Origin of the sequence: Pseudomonas sp. IT-P258, from assembly GCF_949767825.1 — a bacterium.
GTDB lineage: Bacteria > Pseudomonadota > Gammaproteobacteria > Pseudomonadales > Pseudomonadaceae > Aquipseudomonas > Aquipseudomonas monachiensis.
Genome location: NZ_CATKPU010000032.1, coordinates 586,476 through 607,707, shown reverse-complemented (window position 1 = coordinate 607,707; position 21,232 = coordinate 586,476). Strand labels below are relative to the sequence as shown.

19 protein-coding genes are annotated in these 21,232 nt (G+C 60.6%); 12 read left to right on the top strand and 7 right to left on the bottom strand.

The features are described from left to right. Positions 1–225 precede the first annotated feature (225 nt). Entirely contained in the window at positions 226–942 is a 717-nt protein-coding gene (locus ACM6G4_RS15340; RefSeq protein ID WP_414914025.1) for an SIMPL domain-containing protein, read from the bottom strand. A gap of 378 nt (positions 943–1,320) precedes the next feature. On the opposite strand from ACM6G4_RS15340, the gene ACM6G4_RS15335 reads away from it, so the two are divergent. The 9 genes from ACM6G4_RS15335 (at position 1,321) to ACM6G4_RS15295 (ending at position 12,856) form a co-directional block, all read left to right on the top strand. Next, positions 1,321–2,583 (top strand): ATP-binding protein, encoded by a 1,263-nt coding sequence (locus tag ACM6G4_RS15335; protein ID WP_056728304.1) that lies wholly within the window; start codon positions 1,321–1,323, stop codon positions 2,581–2,583. Then, positions 2,576–3,136 (top strand): response regulator transcription factor, encoded by a 561-nt coding sequence (locus ACM6G4_RS15330; protein ID WP_007973041.1) that lies wholly within the window; start codon positions 2,576–2,578, stop codon positions 3,134–3,136. Before ACM6G4_RS15335 ends, ACM6G4_RS15330 begins: the two co-directional genes overlap by 8 nt. Positions 3,137–3,233: 97 nt before the next feature. Further along, positions 3,234–4,961 carry an ABC transporter ATP-binding protein/permease gene (locus tag ACM6G4_RS15325; RefSeq protein ID WP_056728306.1) on the top strand — a complete coding sequence of 576 codons (1,728 nt, stop codon included), beginning with the start codon at positions 3,234–3,236 and terminating at the stop codon, positions 4,959–4,961. A 171-nt stretch (positions 4,962–5,132) separates the two neighbouring features. Then, positions 5,133–5,882 carry a FadR/GntR family transcriptional regulator gene (locus tag ACM6G4_RS15320; RefSeq protein ID WP_177336501.1) on the top strand — a complete coding sequence of 250 codons (750 nt, stop codon included), beginning with the start codon at positions 5,133–5,135 and terminating at the stop codon, positions 5,880–5,882. Positions 5,883–6,231: 349 nt separating this feature from the next. After that, positions 6,232–7,143 carry a 5-dehydro-4-deoxyglucarate dehydratase gene (kdgD, locus tag ACM6G4_RS15315; RefSeq protein WP_056728312.1) on the top strand — a complete coding sequence of 304 codons (912 nt, stop codon included), beginning with the start codon at positions 6,232–6,234 and terminating at the stop codon, positions 7,141–7,143. Positions 7,144–7,204: 61 nt separating this feature from the next. Next, positions 7,205–8,650, top strand: a complete 1,446-nt coding sequence (locus tag ACM6G4_RS15310) for an aldehyde dehydrogenase family protein (protein WP_414914024.1) — start codon at positions 7,205–7,207, stop codon at positions 8,648–8,650. Positions 8,651–8,796: 146 nt separating this feature from the next. Beyond that, positions 8,797–10,164: an MFS transporter gene (locus ACM6G4_RS15305; protein WP_409078300.1), complete on the top strand. Its 1,368-nt coding sequence runs from the start codon at positions 8,797–8,799 to the stop codon at positions 10,162–10,164. Positions 10,165–10,175: 11 nt separating this feature from the next. Beyond that, on the top strand, positions 10,176–11,729 hold the full coding sequence (garD, locus tag ACM6G4_RS15300) for a galactarate dehydratase (protein ID WP_056728321.1): 1,554 nt from the start codon (positions 10,176–10,178) through the stop codon (positions 11,727–11,729). Between the two features lie 185 nt (positions 11,730–11,914). Continuing rightward, positions 11,915–12,856: an AEC family transporter gene (locus ACM6G4_RS15295; protein WP_056728322.1), complete on the top strand. Its 942-nt coding sequence runs from the start codon at positions 11,915–11,917 to the stop codon at positions 12,854–12,856. A 100-nt stretch (positions 12,857–12,956) separates the two neighbouring features. On the opposite strand, the gene ACM6G4_RS15290 is transcribed toward ACM6G4_RS15295, so the two are convergent. From ACM6G4_RS15290 to gatC, 6 genes are all read right to left on the bottom strand, one after another. Beyond that, positions 12,957–13,337, bottom strand: a complete 381-nt coding sequence (locus ACM6G4_RS15290) for a carboxymuconolactone decarboxylase family protein (protein ID WP_046040018.1) — start codon at positions 13,335–13,337, stop codon at positions 12,957–12,959. Then, positions 13,334–14,395 (bottom strand): calcium/sodium antiporter, encoded by a 1,062-nt coding sequence (locus tag ACM6G4_RS15285; RefSeq protein ID WP_414914023.1) that lies wholly within the window; start codon positions 14,393–14,395, stop codon positions 13,334–13,336. Before ACM6G4_RS15285 ends, ACM6G4_RS15290 begins: the two co-directional genes overlap by 4 nt. A 50-nt stretch (positions 14,396–14,445) precedes the next feature. Next, a complete protein-coding gene (locus tag ACM6G4_RS15280; protein ID WP_223542495.1) occupies positions 14,446–14,820 on the bottom strand; it encodes a septal ring lytic transglycosylase RlpA family protein in 375 nt (124 codons plus the stop codon). 189 nt (positions 14,821–15,009) lie between these two features. Beyond that, positions 15,010–16,455, bottom strand: coding sequence for an Asp-tRNA(Asn)/Glu-tRNA(Gln) amidotransferase subunit GatB (gene gatB / locus ACM6G4_RS15275; RefSeq protein WP_056728336.1), 1,446 nt, complete (start codon positions 16,453–16,455; stop codon positions 15,010–15,012). 10 nt (positions 16,456–16,465) lie between these two features. Next, positions 16,466–17,917 carry an Asp-tRNA(Asn)/Glu-tRNA(Gln) amidotransferase subunit GatA gene (gene gatA / locus ACM6G4_RS15270; protein ID WP_414914022.1) on the bottom strand — a complete coding sequence of 484 codons (1,452 nt, stop codon included), beginning with the start codon at positions 17,915–17,917 and terminating at the stop codon, positions 16,466–16,468. 17 nt (positions 17,918–17,934) lie between these two features. Then, on the bottom strand, positions 17,935–18,222 hold the full coding sequence (gatC, locus tag ACM6G4_RS15265; protein ID WP_007901429.1) for an Asp-tRNA(Asn)/Glu-tRNA(Gln) amidotransferase subunit GatC: 288 nt from the start codon (positions 18,220–18,222) through the stop codon (positions 17,935–17,937). 210 nt (positions 18,223–18,432) lie between these two features. Here gatC and mreB point away from each other — a divergent pair, with 210 nt between their 5' ends. From mreB to mreD, 3 genes are all read left to right on the top strand, one after another. Continuing rightward, a complete protein-coding gene (gene mreB / locus ACM6G4_RS15260) occupies positions 18,433–19,470 on the top strand; it encodes a rod shape-determining protein MreB (RefSeq protein ID WP_002555108.1) in 1,038 nt (345 codons plus the stop codon). Positions 19,471–19,613: 143 nt separating this feature from the next. Then, entirely contained in the window at positions 19,614–20,735 is a 1,122-nt protein-coding gene (gene mreC / locus ACM6G4_RS15255; protein ID WP_409078339.1) for a rod shape-determining protein MreC, read from the top strand. After that, on the top strand, positions 20,735–21,226 hold the full coding sequence (gene mreD, locus ACM6G4_RS15250) for a rod shape-determining protein MreD (protein WP_007970244.1): 492 nt from the start codon (positions 20,735–20,737) through the stop codon (positions 21,224–21,226). Before mreC ends, mreD begins: the two co-directional genes overlap by 1 nt. Positions 21,227–21,232 lie beyond the last annotated feature (6 nt).

Sequence of the window (21,232 nt, the reverse complement as noted above, 5' to 3'; positions counted from 1 at the left end):
CGTTCCTGACTCGGGTTGCTCCTGCGTGGGGCGGGGTGTTACTTATTCATACCCCGGATTGTGGGGTGGGCATGGCGTGAATAAGAGTGGTTATTGTTGCACCGATAGTGGCCAATCGACGGCTTTTCTCGGGTGGACCTATCCAGTTATAGCTCATGCCTGAAAACTGCCAAAAAAAACGGCGATCATTTTTATGATCGCCGTTTTTGTTTACGGGCTATCGATTCAAGGCATCAGCACTTCAATCGAGCCATCGGCGGTCATGCTGACCTGGCTGGTACCGGCCTCGACATCCGGCGTCACCGGTGCGCTGTCCATGGCGGCGGCTTTCATCATCATTGGCGCGCGCATGTAAGGCTGTGGATAACCGTTGCTGTTGAGGTTCAGGTTGACGATTTTGTAGTTCTTGCCGCCCAGAGCATCAGTCGCAAGCTGGGCGCGGGCCTTGAACGCGGTCACGGCATCCTTGAGCAGGGCGTCTTCGCTGGCCTTGCGGGTCGGGGTGGCGATGGCGAAGTCCATGCCGCCCATTTTCAGGTCGGTGAGCAGTTCGCCGGTCAGCTTCGACAGCGCAGCGAAGTCCGAGCTTTCCAGGCGCAATTCGGCACGCTCGCGCCAGCCGGTGATTTTCTGGCCCTTGGTGTCGTAGATCGGGTAGCTGTTGCGACTGCCCTGGCGCAGGGTGATGTTCTTGACTTGCTTGGCCTGGGCCAGCGCCTTATTCATGGTGGTGCTGACATCGGCGGCGAGTTTGGCCGGGTCGGTGTTCTGTTCTTCGGTGTAGAGGGTCACGATCATCAGGTCGCGGGCCACTTCCTGACTGACTTCGGCGCGCAGGGAAATCTGGTTGTAATGAAGCTCGTCGGCGGCCAGGGCCGGGAGGCTGGCGACGGTGCCAACGCTCAGGGCGAGGAGGGCGGCGCTGCGGCGGAATGTGTGCATGAAGGCTCCTTGAAAGGTGCGCAGGGGTATGATCCAGGCCTGCGTGAAACCATCAGACTCTAGCTTTTATGCTCCGGTTCGCACAGTTACAACTTCTATACAGAACTGATGGTGCGCGCAGGGCTTTTTGTGGCGAGGGAGCTTGCTCCCGCTCGGCTGGGAAGCAGTCGTAAAATCGGTATGCAAATTTTCTTTGTGTTACACAGTTGAATGCTTAGGGCCTGCTGCGCAGTCCAGCGGGAGCAAGCTCCCTCGCCACAAAAGCGTTCCCTTAAAACATTGAGCTTGGCTGTGGCCGTTTGCCGCACTTTTGCCTGTCAGCCCCCGCGCTTGGTTATACTCCCTGCGATCCGCCTGGAGCGCTCATCAGGAGAGCTCATGCTCGCCCCCGTTCAAATCACTTCCGCCACTCGCCAGAACCTCTGGCGGCTGACGTTCATCCGCACGTTGGTGCTGGCCGCCCAGGCCGGTTCCGTTGGCCTGGCCTACTGGCTCGAATTGCTGCCACTGCCCTGGTTTCAACTGGCTGCGACGCTCGCATGTTCAATGCTGCTGTGCGTGTTCACGGCCATTCGCCTGCGCACTTCGTGGCCGGTGACCGAGCTCGAATACGCCGTGCAACTGGCCTGCGACCTGTTTATCCACAGTGCGCTGCTGTATTTCTCCGGTGGCTCGACCAACCCCTTCGTCTCCTATTACCTGGTGCCGCTGACCATTGCCGCGGTAACGTTGCCATGGCGTTATTCGGTGATCCTGTCGGGTATTGCGCTGACGATGTACACGCTGTTGCTGGCGCAGTTCTACCCGCTGCAAACCTTCCCGATCGCTCGGGAAAACCTGCAGGTCTATGGGATGTGGTTGAGCTTTGCCCTCGCGGCTGCGGTGATCACCTTCTTCGCCGCGCGCATGGCCGAAGAACTGCGTCGCCAGGAAGAGTTGCGCGCCATTCGTCGCGAAGAAGGCCTGCGCGATCAGCAACTGCTGGCCGTCGCCACCCAGGCCGCCGGCGCGGCCCATGAACTGGGCACGCCGCTGGCGACCATGAGTGTGCTACTCAAGGAAATGCGTCAGGATCATCATGATCCGATGTTGCAGGACGACCTGAGCGTGCTGCAGGATCAGGTCAAGTTGTGCAAGCAAACCTTGCAGCAACTGGTACGCGCCGCCGAGGCCAATCGCCGGTTGGCGGTGGAGATGCAGGACGTCACCGATTGGCTCGATGAAGCCCTCAATCGCTGGCACCTGATGCGCCCGGAAGCCAGTTATCGCTTCCAGCGCCTCGGCCAGGGCCCGGTCCCGCGCATGGCGCCGCCGCCGGACCTGACCCAGGCTTTGTTGAATCTGTTGAACAACGCTGCCGATGCCTGCCCCGAAGGGCTGCAAGTGACGCTGGACTGGGATTGGGAAAACCTGACCATCAGCATTCGTGACCATGGCGCTGGCGTGCCTCTGGCCATCGCCGAGCAAATCGGCAAACCGTTTTTTACCACCAAGGGCAAAGGCTTCGGCCTGGGCCTGTTTTTGAGCAAGGCCAGCGTGACACGCGCCGGCGGCTCAGTGAAACTCTACAGTCATGAGGAAGGTGGCACGCTCACCGAGCTGCGCCTGCCCCGTGTCGCCCGAGGAAACGAACATGAGTGAAGAGATCCAAGTCGAAGGCGAAGAACTGCCACATTTGTTGCTGGTCGATGACGACGCCACATTCACCCGCGTCATGGCCCGCGCCATGGCCCGCCGCGGTTTTCGCGTCAGCACTGCCGGTTCCGCCGAGGAAGGCCTGGAGCTGGCCAAGGCCGATCTGCCGGATTATGCCGCACTGGACCTGAAGATGGACGGCGATTCCGGCCTGGTACTGCTGCCCAAGTTGCTGGAAATGGACCCGGAAATGCGCGTGGTGATCCTCACCGGTTACTCGAGCATTGCCACCGCCGTCGAGGCGATCAAGCGTGGTGCCTGCAACTACCTGTGCAAGCCGGCCGACGCCGACGACGTGCTGGCGGCGCTGCTGTCCGAGCACGCCGACCTCGACAGCCTGGTGCCGGAAAACCCGATGTCGGTGGACCGCCTGCAGTGGGAGCACATCCAGCGCGTGCTGACCGAACACGAAGGCAACATCTCCGCCACGGCCCGTGCCCTGGGCATGCACCGCCGCACCCTGCAGCGCAAACTGCAGAAGCGTCCCGTTCGCCGCTGAACCTGCGCTGAATGAATGCGGGCCGTATCTCGCGACAAACCGGACCGATCATCTATGATCGGTTCGTGTGCGTACTTTTCTCTATCGAGCCTTATCCATGAATCAGAACGCTGAGTATTCCGCGGTCAACGACGCCGTGCGCGGGCAGTTTTTTCGCAAAGTGTGGGCGATGATCACGCCTTACTGGCGCAGTGAAGAGAAGGCCAAGGCCTGGACGCTGCTGATCGCGGTGATAGCGCTGTCGCTCATCAGCGTGGGGATCTCGGTGTGGTTCAACACCTGGTACAAGGACTTCTACAACGCCCTGCAAAAGAAGGACGAGGCCGCGTTCTGGCAACTGATCCTGTACTTCTGCGCGATTGCCGCGGTGGCGATCGTCGGCGCGGTGTACCGGCTGTACCTGACGCAAATGCTGACAATCCGCTGGCGGGCATGGCTCACCGAAAAGCACTTTGCACGCTGGCTCGCCGACAAGAATTACTACCAGCTGGAGCAGGGCGGTTACACCGATAACCCGGACCAGCGGATTTCCGAAGACCTCAACAACTTCACCTCCAACACCCTTGAGCTGGGTATCGGGCTGCTGCGCAATATCGTCAGCCTGGTGTCGTTCTCGATCATTCTGTGGGGCGTGTCGGGTAGCATTGAAGTATTCGGCATCACCATTCCCGGCTACATGTTCTGGTGCGTGCTGGTTTATGCGGTGGTCGGCAGTTGGCTGACGCATTTGATCGGTCGTCGCCTGATCGGCCTGAACAACCAGCAACAACGCTTCGAAGCCGACCTGCGTTTCTCAATGGTGCGAATTCGCGAGAATGCCGAAAGTATCGCGTTGTACAACGGCGAGCCGAACGAGAATCGTCGGTTGAGTGATCGCTTCGGGATGGTCTGGCATAACTTCTGGGACATCATGAAAGTGTCCAAGCGCCTGACGTTCTTCACCGCCGGTTACAGCCAGGCCGCCATTATCTTCCCCTTCATGGTTGCCGCCCCGCGTTACCTTTCCGGCAAGATCGAACTGGGCGAGCTGATGCAAATCAGCTCGGCGTTCGGCAACGTGCAGGAAAGCTTCAGCTGGTTTATCAGTGCCTACCAGAGCCTCGCTTCCTGGCGCGCCACCTGCGATCGTCTGTTGAGCTTCCACCAGGCTATGCGTGATAACGAAGAGCGTGCGCCGGCCATCGACGTACAGAATTCGGGCTCGGTGCTGAAGGTGCACAACCTCGGCCTCGACCTGACTGACGGTCGCCACCTGCTGTCCAACGCCGACATGACCGTGGAGGAGGGCGAGCGTGTGATGCTCAGCGGTCGTTCCGGCAGCGGCAAGTCGACGCTGCTGCGGGCGATGGGACATCTGTGGCCGACCGGCCACGGCAGTATTCGTCTGCCATCGGCGCGCTACCTGTTCCTGCCGCAAAAACCGTATTTGCCGATTGGTACCCTGCGTGATGTCCTCAGTTATCCACAGCCCGGCGATACCTATCCGAACGAACGCTACGCGCAGGTGCTGGAAACCTGCCGCCTGCCGCACCTGATTGCCCGTCTCGACGAAGCCAATCACTGGCAGCGCATGTTGTCACCGGGGGAGCAGCAGCGCCTGGCTTTCGCCCGTGCGCTGCTTTATGCACCACAATGGCTGTACATGGACGAAGCCACCTCGGCGATGGACGAAGAAGACGAGGCCACGCTGTATCAGGCGCTGATCGACGAGTTGCCGGGGCTGAGCATTGTCAGCGTGGGCCATCGCAGCAGCCTGAAACGCTTCCACCCGCGGCACATTCGTATCGAGAATGGCCATCTGGTGGACCAGGCCGTGACCGCATAAACACCACAAATCCTGTAGGAGCTGCCGCAGGCTGCGATCTTTTGATCTTGAAAAATCAAAGTCAAAAGATCGCAGCCTGCGGCAGCTCCTACAGGGGTGGTGGTGATCGTACAACCGCGTTGCGCTATGATGCGCTTTCAGCCGCCGATTTTTTCGAGACAGATGTTCACCATGGAAAACCCGAACGACGCTCCACGTCTCCCACGCAAGCGCCGCAGCCTCGCTCAGGAACTGGTGACGGTGCTGTCCGAGCAGATCCGCGACGGTCATCTCAAGCGTGGCGACAAGTTGCCCACCGAGTCAGCCATCATGGATGCCCATGGTGTCAGCCGTACGGTGGTGCGCGAGGCGATTTCCCGTTTGCAGGCGGCAGGGCAGGTGGAAACCCGCCACGGTATCGGCACCTTCGTGCTCGACACACCGAGCCCGAGCGGTTTCCGTATCGACCCGGCGACCGTGGTGACCTTGCGAGATGTGCTGGCGATCCTGGAACTGCGCATCAGCCTGGAAGTGGAGTCCGCCGGATTGGCGGCGCAACGTCGTAGTCCGGAACAGTTAGCCAATATGCGCGCCGCCCTCGACGCGTTGAATGAAAGCGCCGCTCACGCCAGTGATGCCGTAGCCTCGGACTTCGCCTTCCACCTCGAAATCGCGCTGTCCACCGGCAACCGTTATTTCACCGACATCATGACCCACCTGGGTACCAGCATCATTCCGCGCACACGGCTGAACTCCGCGCGCCTGGCCCATGACGACCAGCAGCACTACATGGGTCGCCTGAGCCGTGAGCACGAAGAGATCTACGACGCCATTGCCCGCCAGGATTCCGATGCGGCGCGTGCCGCCATGCGTTTGCACCTGACCAACAGCCGTGAGCGGTTGCGTCATGCCCATGAAGAGGCCGAGGCGCAGCGGGTTTAGGTTTTTTGCTTTTGGTGATGGGGCGCCCGATAAGCCGTCTTCGACTTGCTCGCGAAGGGGCCGCAAGCCATCCCGCAAGACCTTCGATCAGCCTCTTTTTTACTTATCTCCTGCTTCAATCTTCCGACAACGTATCTCCTGAACACCTGTTTTTCGAGGTGTGATCTTCCCTGCGTTCCCCTGAAGAAGCCCTCTAAAACAGGACTTCAACGAATTCTTGTCGAACAGTTTTCACCCCCGGCGATGAAATGCAGTTGACGGTTGTATTTTAAGTTGTACGATGACCTACAACTTCAGCGCGGGCTGAACGGTTTTCTCACACAACGTCGTTATCCAGGGTGTTCGAATAATGAATCCACAAGAACTGAAGTCCATCCTCTCTTCCGGTCTGCTGTCTTTCCCGGTTACCGATTTCAATGCTCAGGGCGACTTCAATCGCGCGGGTTACATCAAGCGTCTCGAATGGCTGGCCCCATACGGCGCCTCGGCTCTGTTCGCCGCGGGCGGTACCGGTGAGTTCTTCTCTCTGGCGGCCAGCGAATATTCGGAAATCATCAAGACGGCCGTCGACACTTGCGCCTCCAGCGTGCCAATCCTGGCCGGCGTGGGCGGTTCGACCCGCCAGGCCATCGAATACGCACAGGAAGCCGAGCGCCTGGGCGCCAAAGGCCTGTTGCTGCTGCCGCACTACCTGACCGAAGCCAGCCAGGACGGCGTTGCCGCGCACGTTGAAGCCGTGTGCAAATCGGTCAACATCGGCGTGGTGGTCTACAACCGTAACGTCTGCCGCCTGAACGCACCGCTGCTGGAACGTCTGGCCGAGCGCTGCCCGAACCTGATCGGCTACAAGGATGGCCTGGGTGATATCGAGTTGATGGTGTCGATCCGTCGCCGCCTCGGTGATCGCTTCAGCTACCTGGGTGGCTTGCCGACCGCCGAAGTCTACGCCGCGGCCTACAAGGCGCTGGGCGTGCCGGTCTACTCCTCGGCGGTGTTCAACTTCATCCCGAAAACCGCGATGGACTTCTACCACGCGATCGCTCGTGAAGATCACGCCACCGTCGGCAAGATCATCGACGACTTCTTCCTGCCGTACCTGGACATCCGTAACCGCAAGGCCGGTTATGCCGTGAGCATAGTCAAGGCCGGGGCAAAGATTGCCGGCTACGACGCAGGTCCTGTGCGTGCACCGCTGACCGACCTGACCGGCGAAGAGTACGAAATGCTCGCCGCGCTGATCGACAAGCAGGGCGCGCAGTAATACATCCGATTAAGTAAGGCCGCTGAGCAATCAGCGGCCTTTTGCGTGAGGAGATCTTCAAGTGGCTGATTCAAAGCGTTTCGATAACTACATCAACGGCGAATGGGTTGCCGGTGGCGATTATTCGACCAACATCAACCCGTCCGAACTGAGCGACGCCATCGGTGACTACGCCAAGGCTGACCTGGCTCAAGTCCACGCCGCCATCGACGCCGCCCGTGCCGCGTTCCCGGCCTGGTCCACTTCCGGCATTCAGGCGCGTCACGACTCCCTGGACAAAGTCGGTACTGAAATCCTCGCCCGTCGCGAAGAACTCGGCACCCTGCTGGCCCGGGAAGAGGGCAAGACCCTGCCTGAAGCCATCGGCGAAGTGACCCGCGCCGGTAACATCTTCAAGTTCTTCGCCGGCGAGTGCCTGCGCCTGTCCGGCGACTACCTGCCGTCGGTGCGTCCGGGCGTCAACGTTGAAGTCACTCGCGAAGCCTTGGGCGTGGTCGGTCTGATCACCCCGTGGAACTTCCCGATCGCCATCCCGGCATGGAAAATCGCCCCGGCCCTGGCCTACGGCAACTGCGTCGTGCTGAAACCCGCGGACCTGGTTCCGGGTTGCGCCTGGGCCCTGGCTGAAATCATCTCCCGCGCAGGCTTCCCGGCCGGTGTGTTCAACCTGGTGATGGGCAGCGGTCGTGTGGTTGGCGATGCACTGGTCCACAGCCCGAAAGTCGATGGCATCAGCTTCACAGGTTCCGTGGGTGTCGGTCGTCAGATCGCCGTCAGCTGCGTATCGCGCCAGGCCAAGGTCCAGCTGGAAATGGGCGGCAAGAACCCGCAGATCATTCTCGACGACGCTGACCTCAAGCAAGCGGTCGAGCTGTCGGTACAGAGCGCGTTCTACTCCACCGGCCAGCGTTGCACCGCTTCCAGCCGCTTTATCGTCACCGCTGGCATCCACGACCAGTTTGTCGAAGCCATGGCCGAGCGCATGAAGTTGATCAAGGTCGGCCACGCGCTGAAAGCCGGCACCGACATTGGTCCGGTGGTTTCCCAGGCTCAGCTTGAACAGGACATGAAGTACATCGACATCGGCCAGTCCGAAGGTGCGCGTCTGGTCAGCGGCGGTGCTCTGGTGACCTGCGACACCGAGGGTTACTTCCTCGCGCCAACCCTGTTTGCCGACAGTGAAGCCTCGATGCGCATCAGCCAGGAAGAAATCTTCGGCCCGGTAGCCAACATCGTCCGCGTCGCCGACTACGAAGCCGCGCTGGCCATGGCCAACGACACCGAGTTCGGGTTGTCGGCGGGCATCGCTACCACGTCCTTGAAGTACGCCAACCACTTCAAGCGCCACTCCCAGGCCGGGATGGTGATGGTCAACCTGCCGACCGCCGGTGTGGATTACCACGTTCCGTTCGGTGGGCGTAAAGGTTCATCCTATGGATCACGTGAGCAAGGTCGCTATGCGCAAGAGTTCTACACGGTCGTGAAGACCAGTTACATCGGTTCGTAAACGCAATACCTCTGTAGGAGCTGCTGAAGGCTGCGATCTTTGCTTTTGAAGATCAAAAGATCGCAACCTCGTTTCACTCGGCAGCTCCTACAGGGAAATACCAAAGATTCACCCCGCATAAAAATAATCAGTGGGAGTACATCTACATGCAATCGACCAAGCCGACTCACGTCCGCTATTTGATCCTGCTCATGCTGTTTCTGGTGACCACGATCAATTACGCCGACCGGGCTACCATCGCAATCGCCGGCTCCAGCCTGCAAAAAGACCTCGGCATCGACGCCGTTACCCTCGGCTACATCTTCTCCGCATTCGGTTGGGCCTACGTGGCCGGGCAAATTCCCGGTGGCTGGCTGCTGGACCGTTTCGGTTCGAAAAAAATCTACGCACTGAGCATCTTCACCTGGTCGCTGTTCACCGTGCTGCAGGGGTATGTCGGCGAGTTCGGCATGTCCACCGCCGTGGTCGCGCTGTTCATGCTGCGCTTTTTGGTGGGCCTGGCCGAAGCGCCATCCTTCCCCGGCAACGCACGCATTGTGGCCGCCTGGTTCCCGACCGCTGAACGCGGCACCGCCTCGGCGATCTTCAACTCGGCGCAGTATTTTGCCACCGTGTTGTTCGCACCGCTGATGGGCTGGATCGTCTACAGCTTCGGCTGGCAGCACGTGTTCATCGTCATGGGCGTGATCGGCATCATCTTCTCCGGGATCTGGCTGAAAGTGATCTACAGCCCACGCCAGCACCCGATGATCAATGACGCCGAGTTCAAGCACATCGCCGACAACGGCGGCATGGTCGACATGGACCAGGACAAGGGCAAAGGCAAAAAGGCCGACGGTCCGAAGTGGGACTACATCCGTCAATTGCTGACCAACCGCATGATGCTCGGCGTGTACCTGGGCCAGTACTGCATCAACGGCATTACCTATTTCTTCCTGACCTGGTTCCCGGTGTACCTGGTGCAGGAGCGCGGCATGACCATCCTCAAGGCCGGTTTCATCGCGTCCTTGCCGGCGATCTGCGGCTTCATCGGTGGTGTGCTCGGCGGGGTGATTTCCGATTACCTGCTACGTAAAGGGCATTCCCTGACCTTCGCCCGCAAGGCACCGATCATTGCTGGCCTGCTGGTTTCCAGCAGCATCGTGGCGTGCAACTACGTGGACGTAGAATGGATGGTCGTCGGCTTCATGGCCCTGGCGTTCTTCGGCAAAGGCGTGGGCGCACTGGGCTGGGCGGTGGTGTCCGACACCTCGCCGAAGCAGATCGCCGGCCTGAGCGGTGGCCTGTTCAACACCTTCGGTAACATTGCGTCGATCACCACTCCGATCGTGATCGGCTACATCATCAGCTCCACCGGTTCGTTCAAATGGGCGCTGGTGTTCGTCGGTTGCAACGCATTGGTCGCGGTGTTCAGCTACCTGGTGATCGTGGGCCCGATCAAGCGCGTGGTGCTCAAAGAGCCACCAGCGAACGGTACTGAAGCCCCTGGCAAATTGTCTCAAGCGCATTCCTGAGGAGCGGCGTCATGCAGTTGATTGAACATTCCGACTCGCCGCGCTACATCCGCCTGCACGAGCGGGACAACGTAGTGATCGTGGTCAATGATCAGGGTGTACCGGCCGGCACCGAGTTTGCCGATGGTTTGGTCACCGTGGACTTCGTGCCACAAAGCCACAAGGTCACCCTGGAAGACATTCCAGAGGGTGGCCAGGTGATTCGTTATGGCCAGGTCATTGGCTATGCCTTGCAGCCGATCCCCCGCGGCAGTTGGGTCAAGGAAGATCAACTGCGCATGCCGACCGCGCCACCGCTGGACAGCCTGCCGCTGTCCACCGATGTGCCGGCCGCGCAAGCACCGCTGGAAGGTTTCACCTTCGAGGGTTATCGCAACGCCGACGGCACCGTCGGCACGCGCAACATTCTGGGTATCACTACCACCGTGCAGTGTGTGACCGGGGTGCTCGATCATGCGGTCAAGCGCATCAAGGATGAGTTGCTGCCCAAGTACCCGCACGTCGATGACGTGGTGGCGCTGACCCACAGCTATGGCTGTGGCGTGGCGATCACCGCGACTGACGCGTACATCCCGATCCGCACTGTGCGCAACCTGGCGCGCAACCCTAACCTGGGTGGCGAAGCCTTGGTGATCAGCCTGGGCTGCGAGAAATTGCAGGCCGGGCAAGTGATGCACGACAACGACAGCTCGGTGGATCTCAGCGAGCCTTGGTTATACCGCTTGCAGGATTCCAGTCACGGTTTCACCGAAATGATCGAACAGATCATGGAACTGGCCGAGACACGCTTGAAGAAGCTCGATCAACGTCGCCGGGAAACCGTGCCGGCGTCCGAACTGATTCTGGGCATGCAATGCGGTGGCAGTGATGCGTTCTCTGGCATCACCGCCAACCCGGCGCTCGGTTATGCCTCGGACCTGCTTCTGCGGGCCGGTGCGACGGTGATGTTTTCTGAAGTCACCGAAGTACGTGATGCCATTTATTTACTGACCTCACGGGCGGAAAACCAGGACGTCGCCCAGGAACTGGTGCGGGAAATGGACTGGTACGACCGCTACCTGGCGAAGGGCGAGGCGGATCGCAGTGCCAACACCACCCCAGGCAACAAGAAGGGCGGGTTGTCGAACATTGTCGAGAAATCCCTGGGATCGATCGTCAAGTCCGGCAGCAGCGCGATCAACGGCGTGCTTGGCCCTGGCGAGCGTTTCAAGCGCAAAGGCCTGATCTTCTGCGCGACTCCGGCCAGCGACTTTGTTTGCGGGACTTTGCAGTTGGCGGCGGGGATGAACCTGCACGTGTTTACCACCGGTCGTGGCACGCCTTACGGGCTGGCCATGGCACCAGTGGTGAAGGTCTCGACCCGGACCGAACTGGCACAACGCTGGCCGGACCTGATCGACATCGACGCGGGCCGAATCGCTACCGGACGCGCCTCCATCGAGGAGCTTGGCTGGGAGTTGTTCCACTACTACCTGGACGTGGCCAGCGGCAAGCAGCAGACGTGGGCTGAAAAGCACAAGCTGCATAACGACATCACCCTGTTCAACCCGGCGCCGATCACTTAAGACCGAGTCGCCTGCTTCGCGAGCAAGCCCGCTCCCACACTGGATTGTCGTCGCGCACAAATTTTGTGTTCGACACTGATCAAATGTGGGAGCGGGCTTGCTCACGAAGGCGATCTAGCAGGCGCCGAAGTCCTCAGTGGCTTATCATTAGCCCCCTAACGACGCCCACCAAGGTTACCCCCGGCATGCTGGCAATTTTCCTCGAAACCCTGAACATCACCGCGCCGGTGTTTGCCATGCTGTTTCTCGGGGTGCTGCTCAAGCGCATCGACTGGATCAACGACAACTTCATCCACACCGCATCGTCACTGGTGTTCAACGTCACCATGCCGGCGTTGTTGTTTCTGGGCATCCTGCATGCCGACCTGCACGCGGCGCTGCAACCGGCGCTGCTGATCTATTTCTCCCTCGCGACCCTGGCGTGTTTTGCCATCGCCTGGGGTTGGGCGATCTGGAAGTGCCCGCGGGAAGACCGGGGGATCTACACCCAGGGCGCGTTTCGCGGTAACAACGGGGTCATCGGCCTGGCACTGGCGGCAAGCATGTACGGCGACTACGGGATTTCCCTCGGGGCGATCCTCGCGGCGCTGGTGATCCTGTTCTACAACACCCTCTCGACCATCGTGCTGGCGGTGTACAGTCCGGTGATCAAGTCCGATCCGTGGAGCATCTGCAAAAGCGTGTTCAGCAATCCGCTGATCATCAGCGTGATCGTGGCTGCCCCCTTTGCCTATTTCAAGATTGGCTTGCCTGGCTGGCTGGAAACCTCCGGCCAGTATCTGGCGCAAACGACCTTGCCGCTGGCGCTGATCTGCATCGGCGGCACGCTGTCCCTGGCCGCGCTGCGCAAAAGCGGCAACATGGCGCTGAGTTCAAGCCTGGTGAAGATGATCGGTTTGCCGGTCCTGGCAACACTGGGCGCGTGGTTGTGGGGCTTTCGCGGGGCGGAACTGGGGATTCTGTTCCTGTACTTCGGCAGCCCGACCGCCGCTGCCAGTTTCGTCATGGCCCGGGCGGCGGATGGCAATCACGAGTTGGCGGCGGCGATTATCGTGATCACCACGCTGATGGCGGCGGTCACCACCAATGTCGGGATCTTCTTTTTGCAGTGGGGTGGGTGGATTTAAAGGCAAGGGTCAAAAGATCGCAGCCTGCGGCAGCTCCTACAGGAAAACGCATTCCAATGTAGGAGCTGCCGCAGGCTGCGATCTTTTCAAAGCAATAAAATTATTCCGGCTTCTGGTAACTGTCGATCACTTCCTGCGCCGCCCGAAACGCATCAATCGCCGCCGGCACACCGGCATACACCGCGCAATGCAGCAGCGCCTCGCGAATCTCATCCACAGTGCAGCCATTGTTCAGCGCACCGCGCACGTGACCTTTCAATTCCTGCGGGCACTTGAGTGCAGTCAGGGCGGCAAGGGTGATCAGGCTGCGGGTTTTCAGTGGCAGGCCTTCGCGATTCCACACACCGCCCCAGGCGTGTTCATTGACGAAGTCCTGCAGCGGCTGGGTGAATTCGGTGGCATTGCCCAGTGCGCGGTCGACGAAGGCGTCGCCCATCACTTGGCGGCGGACTTCAACGCCGGGTTTTTTATTCTCGGTCATGGGGCTTCCTTCTTATGGTGTTGGCGACGCCAGGCGCGTAGTGACGTGAACAACAAAAACGCCACCAGCGCCGGCAGGACGAAAAACAGCATCAAGTGTTCCAGCTTGCCGGCCAGTGGCATACCGGTGGTGAACGACACCACGTGTAGCCCATACGCCAGGTACAAACCCAGAAACAGCAGGCCTTCGGCGCGGGTCACCCGGTAGCCGGAGTAGAACACCGGCAGGCACAGCGCCGCGACGCCGAGCATCACCGGCAGGTCGAAATCCAGGGCGTTGGGCGACACCGACAGCGGCGACGGTGCCACCAGCGCGGTAAAACCGAGCACACCCAGGAGGTTGAACAGGTTGCTGCCAATCACGTTGCCCACGGCAATATCGCGCTCGCCGCGCATGGCCGCGATCAACGAAGTGGCCAGTTCAGGCAGTGAGGTGCTCACGGCGACGATGGTCAGGCCGATGATCCGCTCCGACAACCCAAGATCGGTGGCCACCGCAACCGCCGCGCCCAGCAGCAAGTGCCCGGCGTACACCAGCATCGCCAGCCCGGCGACGATCATCAGCAGGCTGCTCAGCCATGGCGCTTGCCCATGATGGTCATGGCTCGATACCGGCCGTCCCGAATGCCGTGACTGGCGCAGCAACAAGCCCAGGTAAATCGCCAGTGCCGTCAGCAGCATCACGCCGTCGGCCCGGGACAGTTCTTCATTCCAGGCGAGTACGAACACCAGCAGGCTGGCGCCGATCATCAACGGAATATCCAGGCGTACCAATTGCCGGGAAACCCGCAAAGGAATGATCAGCGCGGACAACCCGAGGGTGACGAGGATGTTGAAAATGCTGCTGCCGATCACACTGCCGACGGCGATGTCGGCATTGTGCGCCAGGGTCGCTTGCAGGCTGACCGCCATTTGCGGCGCGCTGCTGCCGAGGGCGACGATGGTCAGGCCGATGATCAGCGGTCGTACGTGCAGCCGCGCGGCGATGCGTACGGCGGCGCGCACCATCAATTCGGCGCCGACAATCAGCAGGAACAATCCGCTGAGCAATTCGATCACACTGATCAGGGGTAAATCGGCTAGTCCGAAAATGGTCGGGGCTCCATCGGTCAGTCGTCCAGGGCTTGCACGCGAACCTTCGCAGTGCCGCTGCGCAGCATGCCCAGGCGCTCGGCGGCTTCCCGGGACAGGTCGATCAGGCGGCCACGGGTGTGCGGCCCGCGATCATTGATGCGTACCACGCAGGATTTGTCGTTATTCAGATTGGTGACCTTCACCCGCGTACCAAAGGGTAGCTGGCGATGGGCGGCGGTCATGGAATTCATGTTGAAACGCTCGCCGTTGGCGGTGCGTTTTCCTTGGTGTTTGGCGCCGTAGTACGAAGCCACGCCGGTTTTGTCGTAGCCATGCGGATCGACGGTGTCGGTGCTGGCGCAACCCGCCAACAGAGAGAGCAGGGCACAGGCGCCGAATAGACGTTTCATTTCAAAGGCTCTCAAAATAGTTGTGGCGAGGGAGCTTGCTCCCGCTCGGCCGCGAAGCGGTCGCAAAATCAGACAATGCATTTTCTGAAAAAATGCGGTGACTGATTTGGGTCTGCTTCGCAGTCCAGCGGGAGCAAGCTCCCTCGCCACAGGGAATGGAGCCAGATTTTAAAGCTGGCTCCATCCTCATCAGCCTTCGAGCTTGCTTTTAAGCAGTTCGTTGACCTGTTGCGGGTTGGCCTTGCCTTTGGAGGCTTTCATCGCCTGACCGACGAAGAAGCCGAACATCTTGCCGCGCTTGGCTTCGTCTGCCGCGCGGTATTGCTCGACCTGCTCGGCGTTGGCCGCGAGCATTTCGTCCAGCACCGCCGAAATGGCGCCAGTATCGGTCACTTGCTTGAGACCGCGCTTGTCGATGATCTCGTCCGCGCTGCCTTCGCCATTGGCCATCGCTTCAAACACCACCTTGGCGATCTTGCCGGAGATGGTGTTGTCCTTGATGCGCAGCAGCATGCCGCCCAGAAGCTCGGCGGAAACCGGCGACTCTTCGATGTCCAGGCCTTGCTTGTTGAGCAGACTGCCCAACTCGACCATCACCCAGTTGGCCGCCAGTTTGGCGTCGCCGCCGATGCTCGCGACTTTCTCGAAGTAATCGGCTTGCTCGCGGCTGGTGGCCAGGACGCTGGCGTCATAGACCGACAGGCCGAACTGCTCCTGGAAACGCTCGCGTTTCTGCGGTGGCAATTCCGGCAAGGTGCCGCGCACGTCGTCGAGGAACGAATTCTCGATAACCACCGGCAGCAGGTCCGGATCGGGGAAGTAACGGTAGTCGTTGGCTTCCTCTTTGCTGCGCATCGGACGGGTTTCGTCCTTGTTCGGATCGTACAGGCGGGTCTGCTGGATGACCTTGCCGCCGTCTTCGATCAGCTCGATCTGACGCTGGATTTCGCTGTTGATCGCCTTCTCGATGAAACGGAACGAGTTGACGTTCTTGATCTCGCAGCGGGTGCCGAACTCGACCTGGCCTTTCGGACGGATCGATACGTTGCAGTCGCAGCGCAGCGAACCTTCGGCCATGTTGCCGTCGCAGATGCCCAGGTAGCGCACCAGCGCGTGGATCGCCTTGACGTAGGCCACGGCTTCCTTGGCGCTGCGCATGTCCGGTTCGGAGACGATTTCCAGCAGCGGTGTGCCGGCACGGTTCAGGTCGATGCCGGTGGCGCCGCTGAATTCTTCGTGCAGGCTCTTGCCGGCGTCTTCTTCCAGGTGCGCGCGGGTGATGCCGACACGTTTGACCGTGCCGTCCTCGAGGGCGATGTCCAGGTGGCCCTTGCCGACGATCGGCAGCTCCATCTGGCTGATCTGGTAGCCCTTGGGCAGGTCCGGGTAGAAGTAGTTTTTACGGGCGAACACGTTGTGCTGGCCGATCTCGGCGTCAATCGCCAGACCGAACATCACCGCCATGCGCACCGCTTCCTGGTTCAGCACCGGCAGCACGCCGGGCATGCCCAGGTCTACGAGGCTGGCCTGGGTGTTCGGCTCTGAACCGAACGTGGTGGAACTACCGGAAAAGATTTTCGACCGGGTGGTGAGCTGGGTGTGAATCTCCAGCCCGATCACGACTTCCCATTGCATGTGTGTCTCCTCAGAAGCCGGTTGGGGTGCGGGTGTGCCAGTCAGTGTTCAACTGGTACTGGTGCGCAACGTTGAGCAAGCGGCCTTCCTGGAAATACGGGGCGAGCAGTTGCACGCCGACCGGCAGACCGTCGACAAAACCTGCCGGCATGGACAAGCCCGGCAGACCCGCGAGGTTGGCGGTGATGGTGTAGACGTCTTCCAGGTACGCAGCGACCGGGTCGCTGTTCTTGGCGCCAAGCTTCCAGGCCGGGTTCGGCGTGGTTGGGCCGAGGATGATGTCGACCTCATTGAAGGCCGCCATGAAGTCGTTTTTGATCAAGCGACGAATCTTCTGCGCCTTCAGGTAATAGGCGTCGTAGTAACCGGCGGACAGCGCGTAGGCACCGACCATGATCCGGCGCTGTACTTCCGGGCCGAAGCCTTCGCCACGGGAGCGTTTGTACAGGTCGATCAGGTTGACCGGGTTTTCACAGCGGTAGCCGAAGCGCACGCCGTCGAAACGCGACAGGTTGGACGAGGCTTCCGCCGGGGCGATCACGTAGTACGCAGGGATCGCGTGCTGCATGTTCGGCAGGCTGATTTCCTTGATCACGGCGCCGAGCTTTTCCAGCTCCTTGACGCTGTTGTGGATCAGCTCTGCGATGCGCGGGTCGAGACCGGCGCTGAAGTATTCCTTCGGCACGCCGATGCGCAGGCCTTGCAGCGAGCCGTTGAGGCTGGCGCTGTAGTCCGGTACGGGCTCATCGATGCTGGTGGAGTCGTTCGGATCGAAGCCTGCCATACCTTGCAACATAATCGCGCAGTCTTCGGCGGTGCGTGCCATCGGGCCGCCCTGGTCGAGGCTGGACGCGTAGGCAATCATGCCCCAGCGCGAAACACGACCGTAGGTCGGTTTCAGGCCGGTGAGGTTGGTCAGGGCCGCAGGCTGACGGATCGAGCCGCCCGTGTCGGTGCCGGTGGCCGCAGGCAACAGACGAGCGGCAACCGCCGCAGCGGAGCCGCCGGACGAACCGCCCGGAACGTGTTCCAGGTTCCACGGGTTTTTCACCGCGCCGTAGTAGCTCGACTCGTTGGCCGACCCCATGGCGAATTCGTCCATATTGGTCTTGCCCAGGGTCACGGCCCCGGCCGCAGCCAGTTTGGCGACCACGGTGGCGTCGTACGGTGCTTTAAAGTTGTCGAGCATCTTCGAGCCGCAGCTGGTGCGAATGCCCTGGGTGCAGAACAGGTCTTTGTGGGCGATCGGCGCGCCGAGCAGGGCGCCGCTCTCACCGTTGGCCCGGCGGGCATCAGCGGCTTTCGCCTGCGTCAGCGCCAGGTCCGCGGTGAGGCTGATGAAACTGTTGAGCTGCGGATCGAGCTGGGCGATGCGCGCCAGCAGGACCTTGGTCAGCTCTTCGGAGGAAAACTTTTTATCGGCGAGTCCGCGGGCGATCTCGGCCAGAGTCAATTGATGCATTGCAGGCTCTTTCCCTATTAGTCGATGACTTTCGGAACCAGGTACAGGCCGTTTTCGACCGCTGGTGCGATGGACTGGTAGGCCTCGCGGTGATTGGTCTCGGTCACGACGTCTGCGCGCAGGCGCTGGCTGGCTTCCAGTGGGTGGGCCAGCGGTTCGATACCGTCGGTATTGACCGCCTGCATTTCGTCGACCAGCCCGAGAATGCTGTTGAGGGCCGAAGTGATGTGTGGAAGATCGGCATCATTGAGGCCAAGGCAGGCCAGATGAGCGATTTTTTCCACGTCGGAGCGTTCAAGCGCCATGGGATTCTCCAGTGGAAAACAAAACGGACCGCGTCCGTGTGTTAGATTGTCGGAACACTACCGCACTTCTACGGTCATAAGGCCGCGATTGTGGGGCTTGGTGCACAGAAAAGCGGCCAATTTAACATATTGGCGCCTTGCCCAAAATCCCTGTCGTTGTTAGAGTTTGCCGCACTTTTTTACCCACGCGTTGCCTAGGGTCCCTTTCCCATGTTCAAGAAACTGCGTGGCATGTTTTCCAGCGATCTTTCCATTGACCTGGGCACTGCCAACACCCTTATTTACGTGCGCGAGCGCGGTATCGTCCTGAATGAGCCATCGGTTGTGGCCATTCGGACACACGGTAACCAGAAAAGTGTCGTTGCTGTCGGCACCGAAGCCAAGCGCATGCTGGGCCGTACGCCGGGCAACATTGCTGCCATTCGTCCGATGAAGGACGGCGTGATCGCCGACTTCAGCGTGTGCGAAAAAATGCTGCAGTACTTCATCAACAAGGTTCACGAAAACAGCTTCCTGCAGCCTAGCCCTCGCGTGTTGATCTGCGTTCCGTGCAAATCCACCCAGGTTGAGCGTCGTGCAATCCGTGAATCGGCCCTCGGTGCCGGTGCCCGTGAAGTGTTCCTGATCGAAGAGCCAATGGCTGCTGCGATCGGTGCCGGCCTGCCGGTAGAAGAAGCTCGCGGTTCGATGGTCGTGGATATCGGTGGCGGTACCACTGAAATCGCACTGATCTCCCTGAACGGTGTGGTTTACGCCGAATCCGTGCGCGTTGGCGGCGACCGCTTCGACGAAGCGATCATCACCTACGTGCGTCGCAACTACGGCAGCCTGATCGGTGAGTCCACCGCCGAACGTATCAAACAGGAAATCGGTACCGCCTACCCGGGCGGCGAAGTTCGCGAAGTCGACGTTCGCGGCCGTAACCTGGCCGAAGGCGTTCCACGGGCATTTACCCTGAACTCCAACGAAGTGCTGGAAGCTCTGCAAGAGTCCCTGGCGACCATCGTTCAGGCGGTGAAAAGCGCCCTGGAGCAATCGCCGCCGGAACTGGCTTCCGACATCGCCGAGCGTGGCCTGGTACTGACCGGTGGTGGCGCCTTGCTGCGTGACCTGGACAAATTGCTGGCCCAGGAGACTGGTCTGCCGGTGATCGTTGCCGAAGACCCGCTGACCTGCGTTGCTCGCGGCGGTGGCCGTGCATTGGAAATGATGGATAAACACACCATGGACCTGCTTTCCAGCGAATAAGTCGCCGGATTGCCTCTATGCTGTTGAGCGCGCAGGCGGCACTTTGCAGTGCTGCCTGTTCGCGTTTATCTTCTGTCAGTCTGCATCCAGGCCGGATTGCTGCCGTATGAATAAACAGAACATTTGCCTGGGAGGAGCGGCTTATTAAACCGCTTTTCACCAAGGGCCCTTCACTGGGCGTGCGCCTGTTGGTGCTGGTCGTGCTATCGGTCGCGCTGATGGTGGTCGATGCCCGTTTCAGTCTGCTCAAGCCTGCACGCAGCCAGATGTCGCTGGTGCTGATGGACGCCTACTGGATCACCGACCTGCCCGGACGACTGTGGGAAGGCGTTGCCAGTCAGTTTGGCAGCCGGACCGAACTCGTCGCCGAAAACGAAAAACTCAAGACTGAAAACCTGCTGTTGCAGGGGCGCATGCAGAAGCTGGCCGCCCTGACCGAGCAGAACGTTCGGCTGCGCGAGTTGCTCAACTCTTCGGCACTGGTCAATGAGAAGGTCGAAGTGGCCGAGTTGATCGGCATGGACCCCAACCCCTTTACCCATCGCATCATCATCAATAAAGGTGAGCGCGACGGCGTGGTCCTCGGTCAGCCGGTACTCGATGCCCGTGGCCTGATGGGGCAGGTGGTCGAGTTGATGCCCTACACCTCCCGCGTCTTGCTGCTGACCGATACCACCCACAGCATTCCGGTGCAGGTGAACCGTAACGGTTTGCGGGCGATCGCCAGCGGCACCGGCAACCCGGAGCGTCTCGAGTTGCGGCATGTGGCCGATACCGCCGACATCAAGGAAGGCGACTTGCTGGTCAGCTCCGGCCTCGGTCAGCGTTTCCCGGCGGGTTATCCGGTGGCGACGGTCAAGGAAGTGATTCACGATTCCGGCCAGCCGTTTGCCATTGTCCGCGCCGTTCCAACCGCCGCCTTGAACCGTAGCCGTTACCTGCTGCTGGTGTTCAGCGACAACCGGACCGCCGAAGAGCGCGTCAACGCTGCCGCCCAGGCTCAGGAAAGCCTGGATGCACAGGGCGGTGGGCCGACCATTCCGGCGACGGTTCCGAAACTGGCCAGCCCTGCGGCCCCCGCTGCACCGGCTGCCGCACCGGCGATTCCTGCCACGGCGGCGCCTGCGGCCACCGCGCCAGCCAAGCCAGCGACCACGCCAGCCAAGCCTGCGGCAGCTAAACCGCCGGCGGCGCAACCCGCTGCCGCGAAGCCTGCGGCCAAACCGCCAGTGTCCGCGCCGGCCACTCCAGTGGGGAGAGAATAATGGGCGGTGTAAAAGCATCCCGAAACGGCTGGATAGTCTGGCTGACGTTTGCCGTCGGCCTGCTGCTGAGTGTTTCACCTCTGCCGCAATTCATGGAAATCCTGCGTCCGTTGTGGCTGGCCTTGTTGCTGGCATTCTGGGCGTTGAACCTGCCGCAGACCGTCGGGATGGTGACGGCGTTTTGCCTGGGGCTGGCTGAAGACGTGCTCTACGGTACCTTGCTGGGGCAGAATGCCTTGATCCTGACGCTCATCACCTACTTGGTGCTGGCGCTGCAGCAACGCCTGCGGATGTTCCCGATGTGGCAGCAGAGCCTGGTGATCCTGGTGATCTTCGGCCTCGCCCAGCTTGTACAACTGTGGCTCAGTGCCTTGACCGGCAATCGTCAGCCGACGCTGGCGCTGGTGCTGCCGGCACTGGTCAGTGCGCTGCTCTGGCCCTGGATCAGTTTCGGTTTGCGCGGACTGCGTCGACGCTACAAAATCAATTAATTCGCT